A 23,789-nucleotide genomic window follows, 5' to 3' on the forward strand; every position below is an offset into this window, starting at 1 on the left:
GTCGACAGTGGCTGTGGGTGTTGAAACATCATCATCACATGCTTTAATGATTACTCGAAGATGACCTTCATATCTCGCTGATCATGTAGGCTAACAAACGTGCCAAAACCTGGCGATTGTTGCTTGGACGCAACAGGTAAGCATCAGTTTCTTAAGAGATTATTTTTCGTCGGGAATTGCTGACGGCATAGTGTTCAGGGTTGGTGATGATGACGTCCGCCTCCGGCACCTTGCTCATCATGCGACCACGGGCCATGGCTTGCTGCTGCTGGCGAATGCGCGCCTTGACCTGGGGGTCGCCCTCCGACTCCTTGTGCTCGCGTTTAATCTCATCCTTGGACATCCGCAATTTCTTGGTATGGCTCCAGAGCTGATAGGGAACATCGATCAGGATCACGATCAGCAAGGTCAGTACCATCAAGCCGGTCCCCATGGCGGCCAGCTGCAAGGTTTTGGCCAGCGCCTGTTGGATCGGCTGACCCATCAGATCCATGTAGACGCCGCGATTGGCGACCAGGAACGCCACCGCGACGCCGCCGACCAAAAGCGATTTGGCAATCGCCTTGGCGAGTTCGACCAATGCCTGAACGCCCAGCATGCGCTTAAGCCCCTTCAGCGGGTTGAGCTTGGACAACTGCGGCTGGAGCGATTTGCCCGAGATCAACCACCCCCCGAGCAAGGCCGGCGAGGCCAGTGCCACCACCGCGAGCAAGAGAAACAACGGCATCATGGTGAACAGGCTGCGCTCGACGAGATCGGTCGCCTTGACCAGCATCGGCGGCACCTCGAATATTTCTCGCCGCTCGAACAGGAACGCTTGCTCCATGATCAGGCCCAGCTGATCGTAGATCAGCTCGCCCCCCAACCAAAAACCCGCGACACCGGCCAGCAGCATCACGAAGGTGGTCAGCTCACGGGAGCGGGGAACCTGGCCTTCTTCGCGCGCCTTCTCTAGGCGTCGCGGGGTGGGTTCTTCGGTTTTTTCTTGATCGCTGCTCTGGTCTTCGGCCATGGCCGCTCACGGAACACACGGTGGGAATCAGCACCATTGTGCGCGAGTAGTGGCCAGAGGGATAGTGACTGGTGCCGCAATTTAGACGATTCAGGCAAAAAAAGTGTCGAGCCCTCTCGTCTGACTTAGAAGCCAAGCTCGTCTAGCAATGAGTCGACTTGGTCTTGATTGCCGACAATATCGCTGGCCTCGGGGTTGATCTGTGGGCCGTTGAGCAGGCCCTCGTCGCGTTGGCGGGTCTCCGACTCGCGTTTATCATCAGCACGGCGCTGCATCTGATCGCGCGCCTGTCCCTCGGGGACGTTATCGATGAGCACCTGGACCAGCTGATTCTCGATCTCGTGGATGACTTCCATCATCTTCTTGATCACCTGGCCAGTCAGGTCCTGGAAGTCCTGAGCCATCATGATCTCGAGCAATTCCTTGTTGGTCGCTTCGGTCTTCTCCGGCACCTCGCCGAGAAAAGTGCGCGTCTCCTGGACCAGTTCGCGCGCCTCGTCGAGTTCTTTGGGCTCGGCGAACCATTCGCCCCAGCGTGCGTCGAGGGTCTTGGCACGGGCGCTGAGTGCCTCCTGCAACGGCTGTGCTCGGTCGATGGCATTCAGTGCGCGATTCGCCGCCTGTTCGGTCATGTTGGCGACATAATTGAGTCGGTCGCGCGCGTCGGGAATAGCTTCGGCGGCCTTCTCGATCTCCTTGTCGAGCCCGAGTTCGCGCATGTTGTCGCGCAGCATGCGCGTCAGATGTCCGATACGGTTGATCAGCTGCTCGAGGTTTTGCTGATCCGCCTCGGGCTTTACGGTCGAGGTCATCATGTATCTCCTATCATACTAGGCTGTTGTCGCTCGGCGGTCACCAGCCCAGTTTCTCGAAGATCTTGTTCAGTTTCTCGTCGAGGGTGGCCGCTGTGAACGGTTTGACCACATAACCGCTCGCGCCCGCCTGGGCGGCGGCAATGATGTTTTCCTTTTTCGCCTCGGCGGTGACCATCAGCACCGGTAGATGCTTGAGCCCGTCGTCGGCACGGATCTGTTTGAGCATCTCCATCCCGTCGAGGTTGGGCATGTTCCAGTCGGCCACCACGAAGTCGAACTTGTCGGCCTTCAGTTTGTTCAGGGCATCCTGACCGTCCTCAGCCTCTTCGACATTCGTGAAGCCAAGCTCCTTGAGAAGGCTACGCACGATGCGCCGCATGGTCGGGAAGTCATCCACCACCAGGAAGCTAATATTCTTGTCTACCATCGAGAGTCCCCTGTTAACGCGTTGTTAAAATGCTTCCCACTCGTCTTCGGTCGCCGTCGCCTGCTCCTGTTCCCGCTTGCGTGGGGCTTCCAACTGGGCGGACTGAGGCAGTGCGGCCGGAGGTGGGCCGTGGCTGGAGCGAGAGTGATTTCCGCCGGCGAGCAACGCATGGGTGCTCTGCGCTGTCTTGCTCAGACGGAATGTCGAGATCGCTTTTTCCATGCGGTCCGCCTGTTCCTCGAGGGAGGCGGCCGCCGCCGAGGCCTGCTGAACCAGCGCCGCATTCTGCTGGGTCACCTGATCCATCTGGCCCACGGCCTGGCTGACCTGATCGATCCCCTGGCTCTGCTCTTGGGAAGCCGCCGAAATCTCGTCCATGATATCAGTGACACGGCGCACGGCCCCAACCACTTCTTCCATGGTGGCCCCGGCGCGCTCGGCGAGCGAGGAGCCGTCCTGAATCTTGGAGACGGTGCCTTCGATCAGTGCCTTGATTTCTTTGGCCGCGTCGGCGCTGCGGCTGGCCAGGTTGCGTACTTCTCCAGCGACCACGGCAAAACCGCGGCCCTGTTCGCCCGCGCGCGCTGCCTCCACGGATGCGTTAAGCGCCAAGATGTTGGTTTGGAAGGCGATGGAATCAATCACATTGGTAATCTCGGCGATCTGCTGAGAGCTGTCTGAGATCCCATGCATGGTCTCGACGACTTGGCCCACGACCTCGCCCCCGCGCTCCGCGGTGGAAGACGCCTCCAGGGCGAGGCCACTGGCCTGGCGCGCATTGTCGGCGTTTTGCTTCACGGTGGCGGTCAGCTCTTCCATGCTCGAGGCGGTCTGTGCCAGCGCCGAGGCCTGCTCCTCGGTGCGCGAGGAGAGATCCGCGTTGCCGGTGGCAATCTCGCTTGCGCCGCCATGAATGGCCTGACCGCTCTGGCGAACCTCGCCAATCACGCTCGCCAGTTGCGCTACCATGCGTTTCATCGCCACGAGTACGCTGCTGCTGTCGCTGGACTTGGTGTGGATCTCCAGGCTCAGATCCTGATTGGCGACCTGATTGGCGATCTCGGCCACCTGATAGGGCTCCGCCCCTAACCGGCGGTTGATCCCGGCGATGATGAACCAAGCCAACAGGATGCCGCCGAGCAGCACCACCACCAGGGCGACAATGATGATGGTGCGGTTGTTCAGATACTGGCGTGAGGCTTGCTGATAGGTGGCCTTGGCGACCTCGAGTTGCACATCCATCAGAGCACTAAAGCCCTCGGAGATAGGGTCGATGACCTGGTAGAGGGTCTCGCTCAAGAACCGTTCGAGCGCGTCGCTATCCTGGCGTTGCAGGATCTCCCGCAGCTTGGCAAGGGCGGGTTCCGCCGTCGTCATCAATGGCTTGATCTCATCGACCAGACGGCGTTCTTCGGGCACCAGCTTGGTGTCTAGATAGGCCTCCCAAGCTGAGTTGATCTCGGTGAGCGCCGTGGACAGATTCTCCCGGCCCTGCGACCAACCGAGCATGCCGTCGCTGACCTTGTGCGAGGTATCGACGATATTGATCGCATAGTGCTCGACGATGGACTCGAGCTGCCGCAGCGGAATCACGCGGTCCTCGTAGACGGTGTTGAGTCCTTGCACGGCGGCGTTTTGTCCGTACAGCCCCAGCACCCCGAGCGCGATCAGCGCGGCGGCGAAGACACCCACCAGAAGGCTAAGCTGCGTTGCGATTTTCATCTGTGTGAACATAGGGGGCCCTCCTGAGTGTGTGTCGTCGAGCCGAGTCCCAGAGGGACTCAAACCCGCTGCGCGCGGCCAGAGGCGGCGGCGAGTTCCATGAGTCGCGGCGCGATGGCTTCGAGCGCCACCACCTCGCTGGCTCCACCCAGCGCAATCGCCTCGCGTGGCATGCCAAAGACCACGCTGCTGGCCTCGTCCTGGGCGATGGTGGGCGCACCAGCGTTGCGCATCTCCAGCAAGCCGGCGGCCCCATCCCTGCCCATCCCGGTGAGGATGACGCCAATGGCATTCCGCCCGGCATGCTGCGCGGCGGAATGAAAGAGTACATCCACGGAGGGGCGATGCCGGTTCACCGGCGGGCCCTCATCGAGCTTGGCGATATAGTTGGCGCCACTGCGAGCCAATTTGAGATGCTGCCCGCCGGGGGCGATGTAGGCATGGCCCGGAAGCACGCGCTCGCCGTCTTCGGCCTCCTTCACCGCGATCTGGCTGAGCCGGTCGAGCCGTTCAGCGAACGAGCGCGTGAAGCCACCCGGCATGTGCTGAGTGATCAGGACGCCCGGGCTGGTGGCGGGCAAGGGCTCCAAGACCCGGCGGATGGCCTCGGTGCCGCCCGTCGAGGCGCCGATGATGAGCAGCTTCTCGCTGGAGATGATGGGCGCCTTGAGGCGCGCCGCTGGCGGTTGGTGGTGATGCAGTGCCTGGCGCGGACGTGACTGCGCAGCGGCGCGGATCTTTTCCGAGATCTCTTCGGTATAGCTCAGCATGCCACGGCGGATGCCGAGCGAGGGTTTGGCGACGAAATCCAGCGCGCCCAGCTCGAGCGCGCGCATCGTGACTTCCGAGCCGGCCTGGGTCAGTGACGAGACCATGAGCACTGGCATGGGACGCAGACGCATCAGCCGCTCGAGGAAGTCGAGGCCATCCATGCGCGGCATCTCGACGTCCAGCGTCAGCACATCAGGATTGTGTTGCTTGATCAGATCCCGCGCCATGATCGGGTCTGAGGCCACGGCCACGACCTCCATATCCGGCTGGCTGCCGATGATCTCAGTGAGCAGGTCGCGAATCAGCGCCGAGTCATCGACGCAAAGGACCTTTATCCGGGCTGAACTCAAGGCCGGTCTCCTCTACCTCATGGTTGGATAGGGCCGGCCGGCGCACACCCGGACTCGGCACATGATGGTCTTCAATGGACGCACCTGGTGTTCCCTGATATCAAGCCAGGGTATAGATGGTTTGGCCACGCAGCCGGAAGGCCTGGCTGATATAGGAGAAATTCTCGGAATGGCCGGCAAACAGCAAGCCATCCGGTTTGAGCAGGGGCGCGAATCGCTCGAGGATCCGGGCCTGGGTCGATTTGTCAAAATAGATCATGGTGTTACGACAGAAAATGGCATCGAATGGTCCTTTGATCGACCACCCCGGGGCGAGCAGATTGAGCACCTCGAATTCGACCATGTGACGCAGTTCAGGGCGCACGCGAGCCAATCCGACTTGGCCCCCGGTACCGCGCTGGAAGTAGCGTTTGATCCGCGCTTCATCCATCTTATGCACCTGCTCGATGGGATAGATACCCGCGCGTGCTTTGGCCAGGGCCTCGGTGTCGATGTCGGTGGCGAGCACCTTCGCGTCTGCGGCGCGCGGCCCGAGGGTCTCGCTGAGGGTGATGGCGATGGAGTAGGGCTCCTCGCCCGTCGAGGCGGCCGCGCACCAGACACGCACCGCGCCGGCGCGGTCTTGCACGTGCTTGGCCAACTGCGGGAAATGGTGCGCCTCCCGGAAGAAGGCGGTGAGGTTGGTCGTCAGGGCGTTGGTGAAGGCTTCCCATTCCTTGGCGTCGGGGCGTCGCTCCAAGCGCGCGAGATAGTCGCTGAAGCGCGTCAGCCCGTAATGGCGCAGCCGTTTGGCTAAACGACTATAGACCATCTCGCGCTTGTGCTCGGCGAGGACGATGCCGGCGCGTTGATGGATCAGCTCGCGGATGCGTCTGAAGTCGGCATCGGTCAGCTCGAGATCTCGATCGACCGATCCATAAGAGGACCAACCACTGGCCGGGGCGACCGGCTGCTGCGCGATATCGTTCAAACTTCCCCCCATCCTTTCGTCCCCTCGCTAATCTGGCCCGTCGTGGGCTCGACGCACGGGCAATCGGGACAGCTTATCGCTGCGGCCGGTTTCTGCATAGGCCAAACAGCAACGAGGGTGGTTCGGTCGGTGAGCGATCGAGCGCGCGTTTAGGCCGAGACCTTGAGACGCCCAGAGCGTGGGCCAGTGCGGCCTTGCGTGTCGTACAGCGTCTTTTCCGAGACCGCATGGATCACATCGAGCATGCGTTGGTTATGCTTGAGGCGCATCCACAGCATCGAGCCCGCAAGCTCATTGCGTCGGGCGGCGCTCTCGCTGGCAGCGCGCACAGCTTCCCAATCGTCGAGGCAATCCGCGTCGCGCGCCGCTTGTCGCGCGCCGGCGTCGCCCTCGGCATAGCCGTGCTCGGCCTGCATCTCGCGGCGTTGCTGCTCGCTGCGCTCGAGCTGCTCCAACAGCGCTTGCTTGTCGGCAGCGATGCGCTGCAGCCATTCGCCATCGATATTGCCAGCCGTCAGTGCCTCGCACTCCTGTTCCAACAGCAGCGTCAAGCGCTGGAGGCCGTCACGTTGCGTGCCGAGCAGTGTTGCAAGACCCATTGTTCTACCTAGTTGTCTAGCGTTCGAGGAGATCGCGAACGCTGGCGATGAGCCCGTCCGCGATGCGATCGGCGCGGATGTCTAAACGACCTTCTCGAATCGCCTCGCGAATTGCTTCAACGCTGGCGAGGTCGATGTCCTGATCGGTGGCCGCGCTCTCGCGCTGGAGATGCGTCTGAACGGCGGGATCGGTGTTTCCGGTGTTCCCCCGCGCCGGCCCCTCAACCTTTTTCGGAGACTCTTGTGAGGGTTGGTTAACAGGATATAGTGGATGGTGGATGTCAATCTTCAAGGTGCTTGCCTCATGCCCGGTGCTTAAACTCAATTATCGGCCTGTCATGAGGGAACTTTAACGCTAAGATGCGCAAACTAGGAAGAAGTTGAGGTCAGAAGTCGACCGCAAGTCTGGCCTTGCCCACTACCGTGGCATCGATCAACTCGCGCGTAGCGAACCGGACCCGCACGCGCTCGCCGAGTCCCCCGGAGTCCAGCGCCTCGCCTTCACGGGCGACGCGAAAATGCTTCCCACGCGCCTCGACCACGACCTGCTGCCCCCGTTTCACCAGCAGCTTGGCGCGGAATTGGCGATGCTGCAAGGGAACCCCGGCCCGGACCGTGCGTCGGGCGACCTGACCAATGATCGACTCGGGCTCGAGCACGGAGTCACGCGGGAGATCGCTCAGGTTGCCCTGGCGTTGCGTCAGCATCTCCGCGGTGACCAAGGTGCCGGGCGCCAGCTCCTGCTCGAGCACTGGATAATCGCCATAGCGACTGATCTCGGCCTGCAGATAGCGCACTTGACGGCCTTGCTCACCGCAGCGCACGCCGACCGAGAGACGCCCTTCGAGCGAGCGCGAACGCCCAGGCAGAAAGGGCTCTGGCGATCGGCAAGGGGGGAGCTTGGCCGCGGGCGGGGTGAGTTCGATCACCAAGTCCTCGCCCTGCTGACTCGCTTGCTCGTGCAGGAACGCTTGGACAGCCTGTAACATGGCCTCATCGGCGCGCACGGGTGTCGCGATCGACATCGGTAGCACCAGCAAAAACAGGATAAGCTGTCCCACAGCAACAGGCCCAACGGGGCGCACGGTCGAGAAAAATGCTGAAGTAATCACGGAAAGCGAAGTTGTTTGCTCCTTTGCGCTAGCACCTAGCGCACTATACTCTTACACTACTTCATCGACGGTGCCACTCGCCAGAGGATGCGGATGATCGATCAGCTCGCAAACGCCCTCAATTTTAGCCAGCAGGCGCTGGCGTTACGCCAAGAACGCCACGAAGTGCTGGCTAGCAACATCGCCAACGCCGACACCCCCAATTACCTCGCGCGCGACTTCGACTTCGGCAGCGAGCTGGAGAAGGCGCTCGAGCGCGGCCGCCGCGAGCGCACCGAGGGCCTTGCGCTCCAGCGCACCTCGGTTCGCCATATCCCGGGCCAGGGCCCACCGCTGCGCTCGCCGCTGGACGAGTCGCTCCTCTATCGCATGCCCGCGCAGCCGAGCCTCGACGGCAACACGGTCGAGATGGAGCAGGAGCGCACGCAGTTCCTCGATAACGCGATGCGCTATCAGGTTGGGCTCAACCTCACCACCGGCCGCATCCAGGGGCTCAAGGGCGCCATGCAGCCCGAGTAAACGAATCACTTTCGGGTTCAGGAAGACCGAACCATGTCACTATTCTCCATCTTCGAGATCGCCGGCTCGGCGATGCAAGCCCAGTCACAGCGCATGAACGTGACGGCGAGTAACCTGGCCAATGCCAACAGTATCACCACGCCGGATGGTGAGCCCTATCGCGCCAAGCAGGTCTTCTTCGAGAGCCAGGCAAGCGATCAGACCCGAGGCATCGGCGGCGTGCGCGTGCGCGAGGTGCGGGATGATCCAGCGCCGTTTCGCCTCGAATATCGCCCGGACAACCCGCTCGCCGACGAGCAAGGCTATGTGCGCATGCCCAACGTCGAGCCCGTGCACGAGATGGTCAACATGATCTCGGCCTCGCGCTCCTATGAGGCGAATGTCGAGGTGGTGAACACCAGCAAGCAGATCATGATGAAGACACTGACGATCGGAGAGGGTTAACCCTATGTTCGATGAGATCGACAACACGGCCGTGGCCCGTGCCGCCGGCGGCGCCGGTGGCAGCAGTCTACCGCTGAGCCAAAGCCAGTCCGATGAGCTGCGCGAGAGTTTCCTGCGCCTGCTGACGACGCAGCTGCAGAATCAAGACCCGCTCAATCCGCTCGAAAACGCCGAGATGACCTCGCAGATCGCGCAGATCAACACGGTCAGCGGGATCGAGCAGTTGAATGACACCCTCAAGCTTATCACCGGCCAGATCGACGCCAACCAAGCCTTGCAGGCCAGCGCTTTGGTTGGTAAGGGCGTGATGGTGCCGGGTGATCGGGTGCTGCTCGAGCAGGATGAGGAGGGCGAGGTCTTCACCACGCCGTTTGGTATCGAACTGGATGAGCCGGCTGAGAATGTCCAGGCCACGATCACGGATGCTGGTGGACGAGTCGTCAGTCAGCTCGATCTAGGCGCGGTCGATGCGGGCGTCAGCTCCTTCAATTGGGACGGAATGACCGCCGAGGGTGAGGTAGCCGCGCCTGGCGCCTATAGCGTAACGTTTGAGGCGATCGATGCCGACGAGGAAAGCCTCAACACCGAGACCCTGAATTATGCCCAAGTAGGCGGGGTGACGCCGCAAGACCAGGATGGCAATGTCAAGCTTGACCTTGGCGCCATCTATGGTCAGGTGGGTCTCGACGATATCCGCCAAATCCTCTAAACCGGATCTCTTGATTCCGAAACCCATCATAGGGAGAACATCTCGATGAGCTTCTCACAAGCGCTTAGTGGCCTGCGCTCGCAGGGCGAAAACATCCGGGTCATTAGTGATAATATCGCCAACTCGCAAACCGTTGGCTTCAAATCCTCGCGAACCGCTTTCGCTGATATTTTCGCCGGCTGCACTGGCTGCGGGGGGCAGGCGGGCTTAGGTGTTCGCGTGGTCGATATCCAGCAGGACTTCTCCGCCGGGGCTTTGGAAAATACCGGCCGGGGTCTGGATCTAGCGATCGCGGGTCGGGGCTTTTATCGTATGGAGAAGTCCAATGGTGAGATCGTCTATTCTCGCAATGGTCAATTCAATCAGGATGCGAATGGATATCTTGTCAACGCAACCGGGCAGTTTTTGACGGGGTTTGGATTGACTGATCCGAACGATCCATTCTCTGCGCTTGCCGGTGGCGGGGCGCCACAGCGTATACAGATTCCGCCAGATGCTCTTGGGGCTAACGCTACGACTCAAGCGAGCGCAATCTATAATTTGGATTCTTCCACGATCGCGGGTCAAGATCTCCAGACTGCAGATCTTGAGACAGCTGCCCTAGGTGATCCTTCTGATCTACAACAAGTCGAGTTCCATTATTCGACGAGTTTTACGACTTTTGATTCGCTTGGTAATGAGCGAACTGTCACGACATACTACGAGAAGACGGCTGATAATACATGGACTGCGACAGTTGCTTTAGATGGTAGAAAAACTGGTTGGGCGGCGGGTGACGACCCTGATTTTCAGTTGAACTTTACTGCGGATGGCGAATTGGATGTGGAAGTGGATGGTGCTGGTGGTCCTGCTATTGAGGATGAAGGTGGCGTTGCTGGAGCTCCTGCGGATGGGTCTCTCGCTGAGGGTCAAGTTGGCCTAACATTTGCTGTGGCTGATTACGACCTTGGCGGTGCAGAACCCCTCGTGTTTGATCTCGATCTGGCCGGAACCACCCAGTTCAACAGCAATTCAGTCCAAAACAACCTGACTCAAGATGGATTTGCGCCCGGCGCACTGATCGGTATTGAGGTCGAGGATGATGGCACGGTCATGCGCATCTTCAGCAATGAAGAACGCCGTGCTGCGGGCCAGATCGTGCTGACCAATTTCATCAACCCCGAGGGATTGTCTCGGGATGGCGACAATGCTTGGCGGCAGACAAGGGCCTCAGGTGAACCTAACATCGGCGTTGCCGGTACCGGCGTTTTTGGCTCCATCGAGGGCCAGACGCTCGAGGGTTCAAATGTCGATCTCGCGACCGAACTGGTCAACATGATCATCTCGCAGCGCTCCTATCAGGCCAACTCGACCTCGATCAGCACGCAGGACGAACTGTTGCAGACCATCATCAACCTCTAATCACTCATGGACCGCATCCTCTACACCGCGATGAGCGGCGCCAAGCAGGGCATGGATCGCCAAGCGTTGGTTAGCCAAAACCTGGCCAATGTCACCACGGCCGGCTTCCGCGCCCAGCTCTATGCGGCGCGCGCGGTGCCGGTTCAGGGCGAGGCGCCGTTGCACACGCGCGCCTCGACCGTCGCCTCGAGCCCCGGTAGCGATTTCAGCCCTGGCCCGATCAGCACCACGGGGCGGCCGCTCGATGTGCTCATCGAGCAAGATGGCTGGCTCGCCGTGCAGGCCGATGACGGTACCGAGGCCTATACCCGGCGCGGCGATCTGCAGATCGATGCCAACGGCGTGGTGGTAGTGGTCGGACGCCCCGTGGTTGGTGACAACGGGCCCATCATCGTCCCGCTGGACTCGCAGGTGGTGATCGGCTCCGATGGCACCCTGAGCGCCATCGGGCCGGGTGAGGGGCCGGAGGCGATCGCCGATGTCGGTCGGGTCAAGTTGGTCGATCCCGGTGAGCAGACCCTGATCCGGGGCGAGGATGGCCTGTTTCGCCCGCCCGAGGACGAGGATGGCGAGGTAGCTGTGCTCGGGCAGGACGAGGATCTGCGGCTGGTCGTTGGCAGTCTGGAGGGCAGCAATGTGAGTGCCGTCGAGGCCATGACGGCGATGATCGATGCCGCCCGCCATTATGAAATGCAACTGTCGATGATCAGCACCACCGACGAGAATGCCCAACGCGCCAATAGCCTGCTGTCGCTGCAGGGCTAGGCGCCGGCTCCGTACACCCGAGGAATCCGTATCATGATCCGATCGCTCTGGACAGCCAAGACCGGTCTTGAAGGCCAGCAGTTCAATCTGGATGTCATCACCAATAACCTCGCCAATGTCAGCACCAATGGCTTCAAACGCTCGCGCGCGGTGTTCGAGGATCTGCTCTACCAGAACCTGCGCCAGCCCGGCGCCCTGAATAACGCGCAGGATCGTTTGCCCTCGGGGATGCAGGTCGGCGTTGGCGTGCGTCCGGTGGCCACCGAGCGCCTGCATACGCAAGGCAACTTGGAGAAGACCGGGAATACCCGTGATATGGCGATCCAAGGCAAGGGATTTTTCCAGATCCTGAGGCCAGATGGCACCATCGCCTACACTCGTGACGGGAGCTTTCAGCTCAATGAGAACGGTCAGATGGTGACGGCCAACGGGCTTCCGCTCGAACCCGCGATCTTCATTCCGGACAATGCGCTCGAAATCACGATTGGTGAGGATGGCATCGTCACCGTCGATGTGCCCGGCAATCCCGATCCCCAGCAAGTTGGTCAGATCACGCTCGCGACCTTCATCAATCCCACTGGGCTGCAAAGTATGGGCGGCAATCTGTACCAGGAAACGGCTTCTTCCGGCCCGCCCAACGAGAACCTCCCAGGCCTCAATGGCACCGGCCGTTTGATGTATTGCTACATCGAAACCTCCAACGTCAATGTGGTCGAGGAGATGGTGAACATGATCCAGACCCAGCGCGCCTATGAGATCAACAGCCGCGCGGTGCAGACCAGCGACGAGATGCTGGCCCGCCTGGCACAACTTTAAGCCTCTGCATGGTATGAGCCCTCGCCTGGTTGCCCTCGTTTGGCTGCTGCCGCTGCTCGCGGTGCTGAGCGGTTGCGCGCAGATGCCACGGCCGTCGGTGGTGGGCGAGCAGGAGCGCATCCTGGTCGAGGATCCGCCGCCGCGGGTCGCGAACGGCTCGATCTATCAGCGCCAGCGCGGTATTCGTCCGCTGTTCGAGGATCGCCGCCCACGCATGCCGGGCGATATCCTCACCATCGTGCTCGATGAGGAGGTCAGCGCCACCAAGGCCGCCGAATCCAGCGCCTCGCGCGAGGGTTCCACCGGTCTCGATCTGGCGCAGTTGCCGCTCCCGCTCGTGGAGCGCATCTCGGAGCTGGAGGATCTTGGCTTCAACATCGAAGCCTCCGGTGAGAACGATTTCAGCGGCGGCGGTGATTCCAGCGCCAGCAACAGCTTTACGGGCACCATCACCGTCACGGTCAATGAGGTGATGCCCAACGGCAACCTGCGGGTGCGTGGTGAGAAGCAGATCGCGATCAATCAGGGGGTGGAGTTCATCCGCTTCTCCGGGGTGGTCAATCCGCGCACCATCAGCGGGCAGAACACCGTGCCCTCGAACACCGTGGCCGATGCCCGGATCGAGTATGTCGGCGACGGCTACATCAACGAAGTCCAACACATGGGCTGGTTGCAGCGTTTCTTCCTCAATGTGTCGCCCTTCTAGGGCTGGCTTGGAGCCTCGGTTTGGCATTCAGCCTGAAATCAGTCGGTTGATGAAATCCATGGCGATCACTGTCCACACGCCTCGTCCGCATCCCGCTCGGCGCCGCCCGCAAGCGAGCCATCCAGCACGCCAGCATGTCCGCCAGCGCGCTGCCTACCAGCGACAGCGACCGATTAGTGGACTGCTGAGCGGCCTGTTGCTGGTGCTCGTCAGTGCCCTCGCGCTGCCGATCCCAGCCTCCGCCGAGCGCATCGGCGAGCTGGCGTATTTCGCCGGCGTGCGCGACAACCCTTTGGTGGGCTATGGCTTGGTGGTCGGCCTGGATAACAGCGGCGATCAGACCATGCAGGCGCCGTTCACCGGCCAGAGCCTGACCAACATGCTCTCGCAACTGGGCATCACGGTGCCGCCGGGCACCAACATGCAGTTGCGCAACATCGCGGCGGTCATGGTCACCGCCGATCTACCGCCGTTTTCGCGTCCTGGGCAGCGGCTCGACGTCAATGTCGCCTCGGTCGGCAATGCGCGCAGCCTGCGCGGTGGTACGCTGCTGATGACGCCACTCAAGGGCGCCGATGGCGAGATCTACGCCATCGCCCAAGGCAACCTGCTGGTGCCGGGGGCTGGTGCCGAAGGGGGCGGGGCGGCGGTGCAGGTCAATCAGCTCGCGGCCGGACGCATCCCCGGCGGTGCCCTCGTCGAGGAAGGTGTGCCGGTCGATCTCGGCGCCCGCGATGGCCTGCTCGAACTGGTCCTCAAGGAGGCCGATTTTGGCACCGCGCAGCGCGTCGTCGATGCCATCAACGAGGAGTTCGGCTGCATCATGGCCAAGGGCGTCAATGGCCGGGTGATCGAACTCAATGGCCCGCCGACCGATCACACGCGGGTTGGATTTTTGGCGCGCGTCGAGAGTATCCAGGTCACGCCCACCGAGGCTCCCGCTCGGGTGGTGCTGAATGCACGCACGGGTTCGGTGGTGATGAACAGCGCCGTCACCCTGCGCCGTGCGGCGGTCGCGCATGGCAATCTGTCGATCATCATCGACACCCAATTCGAGGTCAGTCAGCCGCCGCCCTTCAGTGGCGGCGAGACCGTGGTCGTGCCCGATACAGAAATTACCATCGAGCAGCAGGATAGCTTCTTGCGCCTGGTGGGCGGGGCTGATTTGAGCGAGGTGGTGAGCGCGCTCAACGCCCTGGGCGCGACGCCTCAGGATCTGATGGCGATTCTCGAAGCGCTGAAAGCGGCCGGCTCGCTACGCGCTGATCTGGAGATCCTCTGATGCGCCTGGATGGTGCCGAGGGCCAGTTCGCGCTCGATCTGCAGGGGCTGCAACGGCTGCAGCAGGGGGCACGCGAGCAGACCCCGGAGGCGACGCGGGCGGCGGCGCAGCAGTTCGAGGCCCTGTTTCTGCACCAGATGATCAAGAGCATGCGCGCCACCGTGCCCAGCAGTGGTCTCACCGATAGCCGCCACACCGAGTTCTACCAGTCGCTGCTCGATCACCAATGGGCCCAGACCATGGCCGAGCGCGGTGTCGGTCTCGCCGATCTCCTGGTCGAGCAGTTCGAGTCGGGTCGGTACGGTGGGGCTGGTCGTGTTGATACCGCTGGGGCTGACGCTGCTGCAAACGCTCGCGGGCCATCGAGCGATGCAGACAATGCTGTGGGCGATGCCGACGGCAAGCCAGCGCTGGCTTCGGCTTCGGACCCGACTGAACTGATCGCCGGTATCCCGCGCGGGACTCCTCGATTGGTCGAAACGCCTCGCTTGAGTCCAGCGGAGCTTGAGGCGGCTGCCGCTGCGTCGGCATCGACGGCAACTGCAACGGCGGCAGCGAACGATGCAGAACAGGAGCCCCCTCCGGCCAGCTTCCTGGACGCCTGGGGTGGGCGCTCAACGGGGTCTCTGCTCGGTGAACACGAGGAGCGCGCGACGGGCGGCCTGCGCGCGGGTTGGAAGGCAACAACCGGGCGCGTCACCGACGGCTGGGAGCCTTCCGCCGGCGGCTTATTGGGGGCCTGGGGCAATGCGCCGGGTGGTCAGCCGCCCCGATCCGTCGGCGCAACGAGTGCCGCCAGTGAGGGCCCGCTGCCGCATGTCCAGGCCTTCCGTGAGCAGCTTGCGGCGCCAGCTCAGGCCGCCAGTCGCAAGACTGGTGTGCCGGCCGAGCTGATCCTCGCGCAGGCGGCGCTCGAGACCGGCTGGGGCCGGCATCAGATCATTACCGCTGAGGGTGGTAACAGCCATAACCTGTTCGGCATCAAGGCCGGCAGCCGCTGGAGCGGGCCGACTACCGAGATCGTCACCCACGAATATCTGGCCGGAGAACGCACCCGCGTCACCGATCATTTCCGGGTGTATGCCTCCTTCGAGGAGGCCTTCACCGACTATGCCCGCCTGATCAGCACCAGTCCGCGCTATGCTGAGGTTAGCGCCGCGCAAAACCCCGAGCAAGCGGCCCGTGCGCTGCAGGCCGGGGGTTATGCCACCGACCCTGCCTATGCCAATAAGCTGATCACCATCATGGACAATCTCGGGCCAGTGATGGCCAGAGCGGGCGACGCCTCGCTGTTTCAACGGTACTGAGCAAAGGCGGCCGACGACCCTAAAGATTGTTGCTCGCCTGCCGATAAAGCGTCTATCAAACAAGTTAGAGACTTCGCTGACGGAAACAAACAGACATGAGCATCTATTCCATCGGGCTCAGTGGCCTCAACGCGGCTCAGAACGCGCTGAATACCACCAGCAACAACATCAGCAACGTCTACACGCCCGGCTACAATCGAGAAGTGACCATTCTCAGTGAGAATACCACCAGCCGCGGCGTGCAAGTTGACGAGATCCAGCGCCAGTTCAATCAGTTCGTCGCCGATCAGCTCAACGACTCCCTCAGCAATACCCGCAGTCTAGAGGCTTACCAAAAAGAGGTCAGCCAGATCAACAATCTGCTCGCCGACCGCGAGGCTGGGCTCTCGCCGCTGATGCAGAATTTCTTCTCCAGCATTGAGGATCTGGCCTCGGGTCCGGCCGATCCGGCCTCGCGCCAGGGCATGCTCGGCACTGCGGACATCATGACCTCGCAGTTTCGCGCCTTCGATGGCTATCTGCAGGACATGCAAGAAGGCGTCAATAGCCAGGTCCGCGACGAAGTCACCCAAGTCAATAATCTTACCGAGCAGCTCGCTGGACTCAACAAAGAGATTTCCCGCTCACGCGCCAGTAGCGGCCAAGAACCCAACGGCCTGCTCAATCAGCGTGATCATGTTATCGAACAGATCAACGAACGCATGGATGTGCGGCTCAATATCCAGGACGGCAAGACCTACAACGTCAGTCTGCCGAATGGCCAGCAACTGGTGACGGGTAATTCTGCCACCAAACTCTTCGCCATCGATTCACCCACTGATCCGCGACGCACTGTCATTGCCTATGAAGGGGCTCGGCCCGACAGCGACCCTATTCCGTTAGATGAGGGCTTGATCACCGGCGGCACCCTTGGGGGGCTCATGAGCTTCCGCAGCGAGACTCTGGACAAGACCCAGAATCAGATCGGCCAGTTGGCTGCTTCGACGGTGATTGCCTTCAACGATCAGCATCGCTTAGGGCGTGACCTCAACGGCGATCAAGGCGGAGACTTCTTCAACATTGGTCAGCCTGTGACCTTTTCTAACGATCGCAATAGTGGCACGGCGGAGATCATCGAGGCGCGCTTCGATGAGCCCAATGTTGCTCAGTTGCGGGCGACGGATTATGAGGTGCGGGTGGACACCGCAGCTGTTCCTGGTGGGGCATCGGACTTTACGGTGATCCGTAAAGACACCGGCCAGGCCCTGGATACGAGTGCGCTGACCTACGATGATAACGGTGGAACTGATGCGACACTGAGTTTCGGTGGCGTTGTCTTGACCTTCGATGATGCCAATAACCTTGCGGAAAACGACCGCTTCGAGGTCCAGCCGGTGCGCCGCGCTGGCAGTGGCATGGAGACGGTGATCAGCGATTTGGACAAGGTCGCTGCCGGCCTGTTTGTGACTAGCAGTGGTGATATGGAGGCTGAGGTCTTCACGGCCGCCGATGGGGCTTTCGCCGATGCCAGTGCCGCCGGTGCATCGGCCTATGAGCTGTCGCTTTCCGAGGCGGGTGAGCTTTCATTTACTGGTGCCCCTCCTGCCTCTTTGACGGTTCCAAGTGAAGTTCAGGTGAATGGTGAGACGCGCGCAGTTGATAGCGGCGTTGTTCAAGACAGTGATGTTGCAGGTACCGATGCCACGCTTAGTGCAGGCGACGTCATCACCGTCGACAGCGTCAGTTTTAGAATCGATGGCTTGCCAAAGACAGGCGATCCCGATACTACCTTAAGACTCGAGGAAGCAGCTTCCGGCCCCGGCGATAACCGCAACGCGCTGGCCCTGCAGAACTTGCAGACTGAAGAACTGGTGGGTGGTCGCGCGACCTTGACTCAAGCCTATGCCGGCATGGTCTCGGACGTCGGCAACCGCACCAACATCGTCCAGGTGAACCTGGATGCAAGCATGGGCATCACCGAACAGCTCGAAGCGCTGCAGCAGTCCGAATCCGGCGTCAACCTCGACGAGGAAGCCGCGAATCTGATTCGCTTCCAACAATATTATGCCGCCAATGCCCGGGTGATCGATACCGCCTCGACCCTGATCGATACCATCCTCGGCCTGCGTAACTGATTCAAGAGGGCGATCCCACCATGATGCGCATCAGCACCGTCACCATGTTCGAGCAGAGCATGGCCTCGATGAATCGCCAGCAGAGCGAATTCCTCCGCGTCGGTCAGCAGATTGCCACCGGCCGGCGCGTCGTCACGCCCGCCGATGATCCGCAAGACGCTTCGCGTGCGGTACGGGTGTCGCAAGCCCAAACGGCCACGCAACAGAATACCGACTCCCGCGTCAGCGCCCGGAATGCGTTGTCCCAGACCGAAAGCGTTCTGAGCAGTTCCAGCGATCTGATCATTAGAGGTAAAACGCTGTTGGTCCAGGCCGCCAGTGAAACCCTGAACGATTCGGATCGCCAGTCGATTGCCTCCGAGCTGCGCGGTTTGTACGAGACCCTGATCGGCCAGGCCAATTCGACCGATGGTAACAACCATTATATGTTCGGTGGCTATCAGGATGAAGCGCCGCCTTATTTCCGCAATACGGATGGTCCCGGCATTGCGCGCATCGATTACCGGGGCGATGACCAGGTGCGTGAGCAGCGCGTCGATGCCGAACGGCTGATGCCCATCACCGACAATGGCAGGACGCTCTTCCAGAGTGTTGCGGGTGGGACCAACTATGTGGGGCGCGCTGAGAAAATTGGCCCTGATTCGGCCTCGATTGCCCTCGGCACCCAATCCAGTTACATGCGCAATGAGGGCACGGTCACCTTCTCCGGCCCGAACCGGGTTGATTCCAGCAACCCAGATTTTGGCGAAGCATTCACGCTGAAATTTGAACAGCGCGTGGTAGACGCCAGTGCGTTGCTCGCTGGCGGTAATAATATTGAGGTTTCAGAGGGGGAATTGACAGGTTTTACTGGTGGTAATTTTGATCCTACGGATTCTAGCGCTCTCATCAGTGCTCTCGAGGGGACGACTGAGATTGTTAGCGTGGTTGATAGAAGTGATGCGGTTGACGGTTCCGAACTGGTCGTCACTTTTGCAGACGATGTGCCAGAGGATTTCACTTTCGCGCTCACAGATACGAATGCCACGCCTAATGAGACTGCCGCTTTCACGAATGCGATCCAAGTGACAGCCGTGAAAGTTGAGGGCTTCGATGCCAGTAGTTTGCTCGCCGATGGAAATGTAACTGTATCTGCCGGAGGGCCTTTGACCGGATTTAGCGCGGGTACTTTTGCGACTCCTGAAGAACTCATCTCAGCACTGGAAGGAACGGATGAGATCTTAAGCGTTTACGATAAGAGTGCGAGTGGCAATGGCTCTGATTTGGTCATCAATTTCGCCGAGGATCTGCCGAGCGATTTCACCTTTGAGTTGACAAGTGCTGGAACGCCTAACTCTGCAACTTTCACGAAAGACGCCACAGAACTCCTCGGCCCCAAGGACTATGAATCCGGTGAGGCGCTGAACTTCGGCGGCATCACGATCGGTCTCGAGGGCGAGCCCGCGATCGGCGACCAAATCCAACTCCGCCCAGCCGACGACCCCGCTGCGAATCAGGATCTGTTCAAGACCTTCAAGGATGCCATCGACATCCTGGAACTCGATCGCGAGGGCTCACCCATGAACCGCGCCCAAATCACCAACACCATCAACACGGCGATGCGCGAGTTCGATAACAGCCTCGATAACATCCTCACCCGACGGGCCTCGGTCGGTGCGCGCCTCAACGAGCTGGATTTGATCGACACCGTCAGCAGCAACCGCATGCTGAACTTCGATCAGAAGATGTCCGATCTGGTCGATCTCGACTATGGCGAGGCGGTGACCGAGTACAGCCTGCGTCAGGTCGGCCTGCAGGCCTCACAGCGGGCATTCGTGGATATCCAGGGCATGTCCCTGTTCGATTTCATGCGCTGAAGCCGGCTCAGGCTCAGGTTAAGGGCTCGAGTTCTAAGCGAGCCCTGAATTCAGCCAGGCTGCCAGTCAGAGCGGGGCGAGCAGTTGCAGCATTTGCTGCTGCACGCTCAATGCATGGGCGAAGAGCCGTTCCAGGAAGGGCCCCAAGTGGTTCATCATCACCATTATCAGTACGATTCCACCGATCAGCTTGGTCGGAAAACCGATCGCAAACACGGTGAGCTGTGGCGCGGATCGGTTGAGAACACCGAGCGCTAGGTTGATGATGAGCAGTGGGGCAATGACCGGCAAAGCCAGCAAGGTGCCGCTGGTGAAGACGACGCCACTGTAGCGTGCCACCATCTCGAAGGCGTTCCGGTTGAAGCCACCGAGGCCAATGGGCAGCGTCTGAAAACTGGTGGCGAGAATCTCGAGCATGATGAGATGCCCATTCAGGGCCAGGAACATCAGCAACGCGATGATAAAGAGGATGCGCGAGAGCACCACCATGTCGGTGCCGCTGGCCGGGTCGAAGAAGGTGGCGAAGGCCAGACCCATCTGCAGGCCGATGAAGACGCCCGTGGCCTGGACCACGCCGAAGGTGAACTGCATGATCACGCCCATGGACAGGCCGATGATGATTTGCTCGGCTATGATACCGAACCCGGCCCAGGACATGATGGGCACGTCCGGGAGCGGCGGCAAGGCTGGCGCAATCGCCACCGACACAAGCGCCGCGAGTCCGACCTTCACCTGATTGGGAACGCTGGAATGCCCCCAGAGCGGGGACACGGCAAGAAAGGCGGTAATGCGCGTGAACGGCCAGAGAAAGGCTACCAACCAGCCCTGCAGTTGATCAAAGCTGACCTCGATCATGGTCGCGCGGAGTCTGCTTCAAGCGGCTATGAGTGGTATCTCGGTGAACAGCTTTCGCGTGAAGGTGGTGATGACCTGTAACAGCCAGGGGCCTGCCAGCACCAAGACGGCGAAGATCGCCAAGACCTTGGGAATAAAGGTCAGTGTCATCTCGTTGATCTGGGTCGCGGCCTGGAACAGGCTGATCAGCAGGCCCGTGATCAGTGCTGATAAGAGCACGGGGCCGGCGAGGAACAACGCGACACGCATGCCCTGATAAGACAGGTTCATCACTTCCTCGGGTGCCATGGGCAGAGGCCTCTCGGTTAAATGTAAAAACTCTCCGCCAGCGAGCCGATGATCAGCTGCCAGCCGTCCACAAGCACGAACAGCATCAGCTTGAACGGCAGGGAGATGATGATGGGTGGCACCATCATCATACCCAGCGCCATGAGGGTGCTGGCGACCACGAGGTCGATGATGAGAAACGGGATAAAGATCGTAAACCCGATCTGGAACGCTGTTTTCAGCTCGCTGGTCACGAACGCCGGTACCAGGATACGCAGCGGTACCTCTTCTGGCCCCTGCATCGGGCCGACATCGGCCAAACGCGCGAACATGGCCAGATCGGGCTCGCGGGTCTGCGCGAGCATGAATTCCCGAAACGGATCCTGGGCGCGTTCCAGGAATTCGTCAAAATTGATCTCCTCGGCGCTCAGCGGCACCCAGGCGTCCTCGTAGACCTGATCCAACACCGGCGCCATGATGAAGAAGGTCAGAAACAAGGCCAAACCGAGCAGGACCTGGTTGGGCGGCGTGGACTGCGTGCCCATGGCCGTGCGCAGCAGACTGAGCACGATGATGATCCGGGTGAAACTGGTCATCATCAGCAGCACGGCTGGCAGGAATGCCAGCGAGCTGAGCACCAGCAGTGTCTGCAGCGACAACGACCACTGTTGTCCGCCGTCCTCCAAGGGCGCGCTTGAGATCCCCGGGATCTCGATCTGTTGCGCCAGCGCCACCTCCGGCAATAGGAAGGTCGGCACCAGCAGCAGCGCGAGCAGCAATAGCGCCTTCATCGCAATCCGGCGTTGTGTTTCAGCGCCTTTGCAAAGCGCGTCGCGAACGAGTCGCCAGGATCGAAATCGGGGCTAGCCGGCGGTGTCGAGTCCGCCTGAGAGGACGGCGGCGGGGCAGGGAGCTTATGCAGCCGGTTGACCTGGCCGCTGCCGACACCCAAGACTAACCAGGTTGAGGCCACCTCGACAATGACGACCCGTTCCTTGGGGCCGACCGCTAAGCTGCCGACGACCTTGATAGCCGCTGTGTGCATGGAGCCAAGGCGCAGGCGCCTGATCAGGAATGCCGCTGCCAAGATGATCAGCACGATCAGCAATAAGGCGACTGTGAGTTTGCCGAGCGTTGCCAGGCCGATCAAGGCCTCGCCGCCGGCGACGACGGCCTCGGCGTCGCCGGCGGCGGTGTCGTTCATCGATTCAGTTTCTGTACGCGTTCCGAGGGCGTAACGATCTCGGTGATGCGGATGCCGTACTTGTCTTCCACGACCACCACCTCACCCTGTGCGATCAGGTAGCCATTGATCAGGATATCCATGGGCTCTCCGGCCAAACCGTCGAGTTCGACCACCGACCCTTGGGCCATTTCCAACAACTGTTTGATCGTGACCTTGGTCCGGCCCAGCTCGACCGAGAGCCGCACTGGGATGTCCAGGATCATCGCCAGATCGCGCGTCTCACCTCTTTGGTTGGATTCCTCGAACGGACGGAACAGGCGTTCGCCGGCTACCTCGGCGTTGGGGTCGGCAGCCGTTGTTGCTGCCTGCTGTTTAGCTGGCGTTTGTGTTTCCTCGGGTTCCGTTTGCTGCTGTTCGGCCATGGCCGCGGCCCAAAGATCGTCCTCTTCGCTTTCAGAATGCGCGCCGTTGCCGTTCTGTTCGGTCTCCGCGGCCTCGTGAGACTCTTGCTCGGCCATGGCGGCGGCCCAGAGGTCGAGATCTTCATCGCTTTCGCCCTTCTCAGGCGCGACATCGGAACCGTTTTCGGCGTCCGATTCCACTGCTTCGGCCGCCCCGTCCGCCTCTTTGTCTAGGTCGGGTTGGGTCGCGTCGGTATCGTCATCGTCGACGTTCTGATCGGGTTTGTCTTGATCAGTCATGGTTGGCTTCTTTAGGCCGCTGTTGCTGTGACCTGCTAGGCTTTTTGAGAAAGGCGTCTTCGGCTTCGAGCGGTTCATGCTGTTTGGCATGATCGATCATGCGCACCACCCGTAAGGCCCGGTGTTGGTTCTGGCTGCCATACTCGCATTCCATCACCGGAATGCCATCAACACTGGTCAAGACCGTATCGGGCAGTTCCATCGGCAGAATATCGCCGATCTTCAAGGAGAGCACCTGATTGATACGTGAGGGGATCGAGGTCAGATCCGCCACTAGCTCGATCTGTGACTGACGCAGTTCGCCAGCCATGCGGCGTCCCCAGAGATTGTCCGGGTCTTGGTCGCCATCCTTGAGCGGGTTGCTGAGCAGATCGCGCAGCGGCTCAATCATGGCGAAAGGGATGCAGATCTGGAAGCTGCTGGAGAGGTGGCCTACATCGATATTGAACGATGTATTGACGACAATCTCATTGGGTGAATTGGTGATGTTGGCGAACTTCGACTGCATCTCGCTGCGCACATAGCTGATCTCCAACGGGTAGATCGAGCGCCATGATTCACTGTAGGCATCAATCGCGAGTTGTAGCATGCGCTGGATGATGCGCTGTTCGGTATTGGTGAATTCACGCCCTTCCGAGCGCGTGAGGAAGCGACCGTCGCCCCCGAATAGATTGTCCACGACCATGAAGACCAGATTCGGCGGAAAGACGATCAGCGCCGAGCCCTTGAGGGGTTTCATGGAGATGATATTGATATTGGTGGGTACCGGCACATTCCGTGAAAACTCGCTATAGCTGAGGTAACGAACCGTATCCACGGTGATATCGGCGCTGCGCCGCAGAAAGTTGAAGATCGCCATGCGAAAGTAACGTGCGAAACGCTCGTTGATGATATCGAGCGCATGCAAACGTTCGCGGACGACGCGATGCTGTGTCGCTGGATCATAGGGGCGTACACGCGTACCCGAACCGCCGGCTTGACTGCCGCTGGCGCCTTCATCCTCGCCGCTGACGCCCTTGAGTAGGGCATCGATCTCTTCTTGCGATAGGAGGTCGTCTTGGGCCATGAGACGCTTGGGCGCAC

General features: G+C 60.7%; 26 protein-coding genes. 11 read left to right on the forward strand and 15 right to left on the reverse strand.

Going from position 1 to position 23,789, the window contains the following annotated elements; genetic code table 11:
• Positions 1–151 precede the first annotated feature (151 nt).
• The 9 genes from CCR82_RS04285 to flgA all read right to left on the reverse strand — a co-directional run bounded on the left by CCR82_RS04285 (position 152) and on the right by flgA (position 7,691).
• Positions 152–1,012: a flagellar type III secretion system protein FlhB gene (locus CCR82_RS04285; protein WP_201244178.1), complete on the reverse strand. Its 861-nt coding sequence runs from the start codon at positions 1,010–1,012 to the stop codon at positions 152–154.
• Between the two features lie 125 nt (positions 1,013–1,137).
• Positions 1,138–1,824 carry a protein phosphatase CheZ gene (gene cheZ / locus CCR82_RS04290; RefSeq protein ID WP_201244179.1) on the reverse strand — a complete coding sequence of 229 codons (687 nt, stop codon included), beginning with the start codon at positions 1,822–1,824 and terminating at the stop codon, positions 1,138–1,140.
• A 40-nt stretch (positions 1,825–1,864) separates the two neighbouring features.
• Positions 1,865–2,254, reverse strand: a complete 390-nt coding sequence (gene cheY, locus CCR82_RS04295) for a chemotaxis response regulator CheY (RefSeq protein WP_201244180.1) — start codon at positions 2,252–2,254, stop codon at positions 1,865–1,867.
• A 24-nt stretch (positions 2,255–2,278) separates the two neighbouring features.
• Complete coding sequence (locus tag CCR82_RS18875; RefSeq protein WP_276570530.1) at positions 2,279–3,976, reverse strand: methyl-accepting chemotaxis protein; 1,698 nt, start codon at positions 3,974–3,976, stop codon at positions 2,279–2,281.
• A gap of 59 nt (positions 3,977–4,035) precedes the next feature.
• Positions 4,036–5,097 carry a protein-glutamate methylesterase/protein-glutamine glutaminase gene (gene cheB / locus CCR82_RS04305; protein ID WP_201244181.1) on the reverse strand — a complete coding sequence of 354 codons (1,062 nt, stop codon included), beginning with the start codon at positions 5,095–5,097 and terminating at the stop codon, positions 4,036–4,038.
• Between the two features lie 100 nt (positions 5,098–5,197).
• Complete coding sequence (locus CCR82_RS04310) at positions 5,198–5,989, reverse strand: CheR family methyltransferase (RefSeq protein ID WP_242513249.1); 792 nt, start codon at positions 5,987–5,989, stop codon at positions 5,198–5,200.
• Positions 5,990–6,216: 227 nt separating this feature from the next.
• Positions 6,217–6,666, reverse strand: a complete 450-nt coding sequence (locus tag CCR82_RS04315; RefSeq protein ID WP_201244183.1) for a flagellar protein FlgN — start codon at positions 6,664–6,666, stop codon at positions 6,217–6,219.
• Positions 6,667–6,682: 16 nt separating this feature from the next.
• Complete coding sequence (gene flgM, locus CCR82_RS04320) at positions 6,683–6,958, reverse strand: flagellar biosynthesis anti-sigma factor FlgM (protein WP_201244184.1); 276 nt, start codon at positions 6,956–6,958, stop codon at positions 6,683–6,685.
• A 94-nt stretch (positions 6,959–7,052) separates the two neighbouring features.
• The gene (gene flgA / locus CCR82_RS04325) at positions 7,053–7,691 is read right to left on the reverse strand and encodes a flagellar basal body P-ring formation chaperone FlgA (RefSeq protein ID WP_201244185.1); all 639 of its coding nucleotides are present in this window, start codon (positions 7,689–7,691) and stop codon (positions 7,053–7,055) included.
• A gap of 180 nt (positions 7,692–7,871) precedes the next feature.
• On the opposite strand from flgA, the gene flgB reads away from it, so the two are divergent.
• The 11 genes from flgB (at position 7,872) to flgL (ending at position 19,697) form a co-directional block, all read left to right on the forward strand.
• Positions 7,872–8,297 carry a flagellar basal body rod protein FlgB gene (gene flgB, locus CCR82_RS04330; RefSeq protein ID WP_242513247.1) on the forward strand — a complete coding sequence of 142 codons (426 nt, stop codon included), beginning with the start codon at positions 7,872–7,874 and terminating at the stop codon, positions 8,295–8,297.
• Positions 8,298–8,330: 33 nt separating this feature from the next.
• The gene (gene flgC, locus CCR82_RS04335; RefSeq protein WP_201244187.1) at positions 8,331–8,741 is read left to right on the forward strand and encodes a flagellar basal body rod protein FlgC; all 411 of its coding nucleotides are present in this window, start codon (positions 8,331–8,333) and stop codon (positions 8,739–8,741) included.
• Positions 8,742–8,745: 4 nt separating this feature from the next.
• Entirely contained in the window at positions 8,746–9,450 is a 705-nt protein-coding gene (locus tag CCR82_RS04340) for a flagellar hook assembly protein FlgD (protein WP_201244188.1), read from the forward strand.
• Between the two features lie 45 nt (positions 9,451–9,495).
• Entirely contained in the window at positions 9,496–10,851 is a 1,356-nt protein-coding gene (gene flgE / locus CCR82_RS04345; protein ID WP_201244189.1) for a flagellar hook protein FlgE, read from the forward strand.
• 6 nt (positions 10,852–10,857) lie between these two features.
• Complete coding sequence (locus tag CCR82_RS04350; RefSeq protein ID WP_201244190.1) at positions 10,858–11,616, forward strand: flagellar basal-body rod protein FlgF; 759 nt, start codon at positions 10,858–10,860, stop codon at positions 11,614–11,616.
• A gap of 33 nt (positions 11,617–11,649) precedes the next feature.
• Complete coding sequence (flgG, locus tag CCR82_RS04355) at positions 11,650–12,432, forward strand: flagellar basal-body rod protein FlgG (protein ID WP_201244191.1); 783 nt, start codon at positions 11,650–11,652, stop codon at positions 12,430–12,432.
• A 13-nt stretch (positions 12,433–12,445) separates the two neighbouring features.
• Positions 12,446–13,138 (forward strand): flagellar basal body L-ring protein FlgH, encoded by a 693-nt coding sequence (locus tag CCR82_RS04360; RefSeq protein ID WP_201244192.1) that lies wholly within the window; start codon positions 12,446–12,448, stop codon positions 13,136–13,138.
• Between the two features lie 58 nt (positions 13,139–13,196).
• On the forward strand, positions 13,197–14,420 hold the full coding sequence (locus tag CCR82_RS04365; protein ID WP_207190918.1) for a flagellar basal body P-ring protein FlgI: 1,224 nt from the start codon (positions 13,197–13,199) through the stop codon (positions 14,418–14,420).
• Positions 14,420–15,727, forward strand: a complete 1,308-nt coding sequence (gene flgJ, locus CCR82_RS04370) for a flagellar assembly peptidoglycan hydrolase FlgJ (RefSeq protein ID WP_201244193.1) — start codon at positions 14,420–14,422, stop codon at positions 15,725–15,727. The genes CCR82_RS04365 and flgJ overlap by 1 nt, the downstream gene beginning before the upstream one ends.
• Before the next feature lie 95 nt (positions 15,728–15,822).
• Entirely contained in the window at positions 15,823–17,841 is a 2,019-nt protein-coding gene (flgK, locus tag CCR82_RS04375) for a flagellar hook-associated protein FlgK (protein WP_201244194.1), read from the forward strand.
• Between the two features lie 20 nt (positions 17,842–17,861).
• Complete coding sequence (gene flgL / locus CCR82_RS04380) at positions 17,862–19,697, forward strand: flagellar hook-associated protein FlgL (protein WP_201244195.1); 1,836 nt, start codon at positions 17,862–17,864, stop codon at positions 19,695–19,697.
• 66 nt (positions 19,698–19,763) lie between these two features.
• Here the strand turns inward: flgL and fliR are convergent, their stop codons facing one another.
• The 6 genes from fliR to fliM are packed head-to-tail and all read right to left on the reverse strand — an operon-like array spanning position 19,764 to position 23,772.
• The gene (gene fliR, locus CCR82_RS04385; protein WP_201244196.1) at positions 19,764–20,552 is read right to left on the reverse strand and encodes a flagellar biosynthetic protein FliR; all 789 of its coding nucleotides are present in this window, start codon (positions 20,550–20,552) and stop codon (positions 19,764–19,766) included.
• A gap of 18 nt (positions 20,553–20,570) precedes the next feature.
• Positions 20,571–20,840, reverse strand: coding sequence for a flagellar biosynthesis protein FliQ (gene fliQ / locus CCR82_RS04390; protein ID WP_201244197.1), 270 nt, complete (start codon positions 20,838–20,840; stop codon positions 20,571–20,573).
• Between the two features lie 17 nt (positions 20,841–20,857).
• Positions 20,858–21,610, reverse strand: a complete 753-nt coding sequence (fliP, locus tag CCR82_RS04395; RefSeq protein WP_201244198.1) for a flagellar type III secretion system pore protein FliP — start codon at positions 21,608–21,610, stop codon at positions 20,858–20,860.
• Positions 21,607–22,023, reverse strand: coding sequence for a flagellar biosynthetic protein FliO (fliO, locus tag CCR82_RS04400; protein ID WP_201244199.1), 417 nt, complete (start codon positions 22,021–22,023; stop codon positions 21,607–21,609). Before fliO ends, fliP begins: the two co-directional genes overlap by 4 nt.
• On the reverse strand, positions 22,020–22,706 hold the full coding sequence (fliN, locus tag CCR82_RS19470) for a flagellar motor switch protein FliN (protein WP_476702786.1): 687 nt from the start codon (positions 22,704–22,706) through the stop codon (positions 22,020–22,022). The genes fliO and fliN overlap by 4 nt, the downstream gene beginning before the upstream one ends.
• Positions 22,699–23,772: a flagellar motor switch protein FliM gene (gene fliM / locus CCR82_RS04410; protein WP_201244200.1), complete on the reverse strand. Its 1,074-nt coding sequence runs from the start codon at positions 23,770–23,772 to the stop codon at positions 22,699–22,701. The genes fliN and fliM overlap by 8 nt, the downstream gene beginning before the upstream one ends.
• Positions 23,773–23,789: the final 17 nt, after the last annotated feature.

Origin of the sequence: Halochromatium salexigens, from assembly GCF_016653295.1 — a bacterium.
GTDB classification, from domain to species: domain Bacteria; phylum Pseudomonadota; class Gammaproteobacteria; order Chromatiales; family Chromatiaceae; genus Lamprobacter; species Lamprobacter salexigens.

Coding starts and splice junctions, on each gene's coding strand:
- CCR82_RS04285 (WP_201244178.1), bottom strand. CDS start 1,012: ATGGCCGAAGACCAGAGCAGCGATCAAGAAAAAACCGAAGAACCCACC.
- cheZ (WP_201244179.1), bottom strand. CDS start 1,824: ATGACCTCGACCGTAAAGCCCGAGGCGGATCAGCAAAACCTCGAGCAG.
- cheY (WP_201244180.1), bottom strand. CDS start 2,254: ATGGTAGACAAGAATATTAGCTTCCTGGTGGTGGATGACTTCCCGACC.
- CCR82_RS18875 (WP_276570530.1), bottom strand. CDS start 3,976: ATGAAAATCGCAACGCAGCTTAGCCTTCTGGTGGGTGTCTTCGCCGCC.
- CCR82_RS04315 (WP_201244183.1), bottom strand. CDS start 6,666: ATGGGTCTTGCAACACTGCTCGGCACGCAACGTGACGGCCTCCAGCGC.
- flgA (WP_201244185.1), bottom strand. CDS start 7,691: ATGTCGATCGCGACACCCGTGCGCGCCGATGAGGCCATGTTACAGGCT.
- flgB (WP_242513247.1), top strand. CDS start 7,872: ATGATCGATCAGCTCGCAAACGCCCTCAATTTTAGCCAGCAGGCGCTG.
- flgC (WP_201244187.1), top strand. CDS start 8,331: ATGTCACTATTCTCCATCTTCGAGATCGCCGGCTCGGCGATGCAAGCC.
- CCR82_RS04340 (WP_201244188.1), top strand. CDS start 8,746: ATGTTCGATGAGATCGACAACACGGCCGTGGCCCGTGCCGCCGGCGGC.
- flgE (WP_201244189.1), top strand. CDS start 9,496: ATGAGCTTCTCACAAGCGCTTAGTGGCCTGCGCTCGCAGGGCGAAAAC.
- CCR82_RS04350 (WP_201244190.1), top strand. CDS start 10,858: ATGGACCGCATCCTCTACACCGCGATGAGCGGCGCCAAGCAGGGCATG.
- flgG (WP_201244191.1), top strand. CDS start 11,650: ATGATCCGATCGCTCTGGACAGCCAAGACCGGTCTTGAAGGCCAGCAG.
- CCR82_RS04360 (WP_201244192.1), top strand. CDS start 12,446: ATGAGCCCTCGCCTGGTTGCCCTCGTTTGGCTGCTGCCGCTGCTCGCG.
- CCR82_RS04365 (WP_207190918.1), top strand. CDS start 13,197: ATGGCGATCACTGTCCACACGCCTCGTCCGCATCCCGCTCGGCGCCGC.
- flgJ (WP_201244193.1), top strand. CDS start 14,420: ATGCGCCTGGATGGTGCCGAGGGCCAGTTCGCGCTCGATCTGCAGGGG.
- flgK (WP_201244194.1), top strand. CDS start 15,823: ATGAGCATCTATTCCATCGGGCTCAGTGGCCTCAACGCGGCTCAGAAC.
- flgL (WP_201244195.1), top strand. CDS start 17,862: ATGATGCGCATCAGCACCGTCACCATGTTCGAGCAGAGCATGGCCTCG.
- fliR (WP_201244196.1), bottom strand. CDS start 20,552: ATGATCGAGGTCAGCTTTGATCAACTGCAGGGCTGGTTGGTAGCCTTT.
- fliQ (WP_201244197.1), bottom strand. CDS start 20,840: ATGGCACCCGAGGAAGTGATGAACCTGTCTTATCAGGGCATGCGTGTC.
- fliP (WP_201244198.1), bottom strand. CDS start 21,610: ATGAAGGCGCTATTGCTGCTCGCGCTGCTGCTGGTGCCGACCTTCCTA.
- fliO (WP_201244199.1), bottom strand. CDS start 22,023: ATGAACGACACCGCCGCCGGCGACGCCGAGGCCGTCGTCGCCGGCGGC.
- fliN (WP_476702786.1), bottom strand. CDS start 22,706: ATGACTGATCAAGACAAACCCGATCAGAACGTCGACGATGACGATACC.
- fliM (WP_201244200.1), bottom strand. CDS start 23,772: ATGGCCCAAGACGACCTCCTATCGCAAGAAGAGATCGATGCCCTACTC.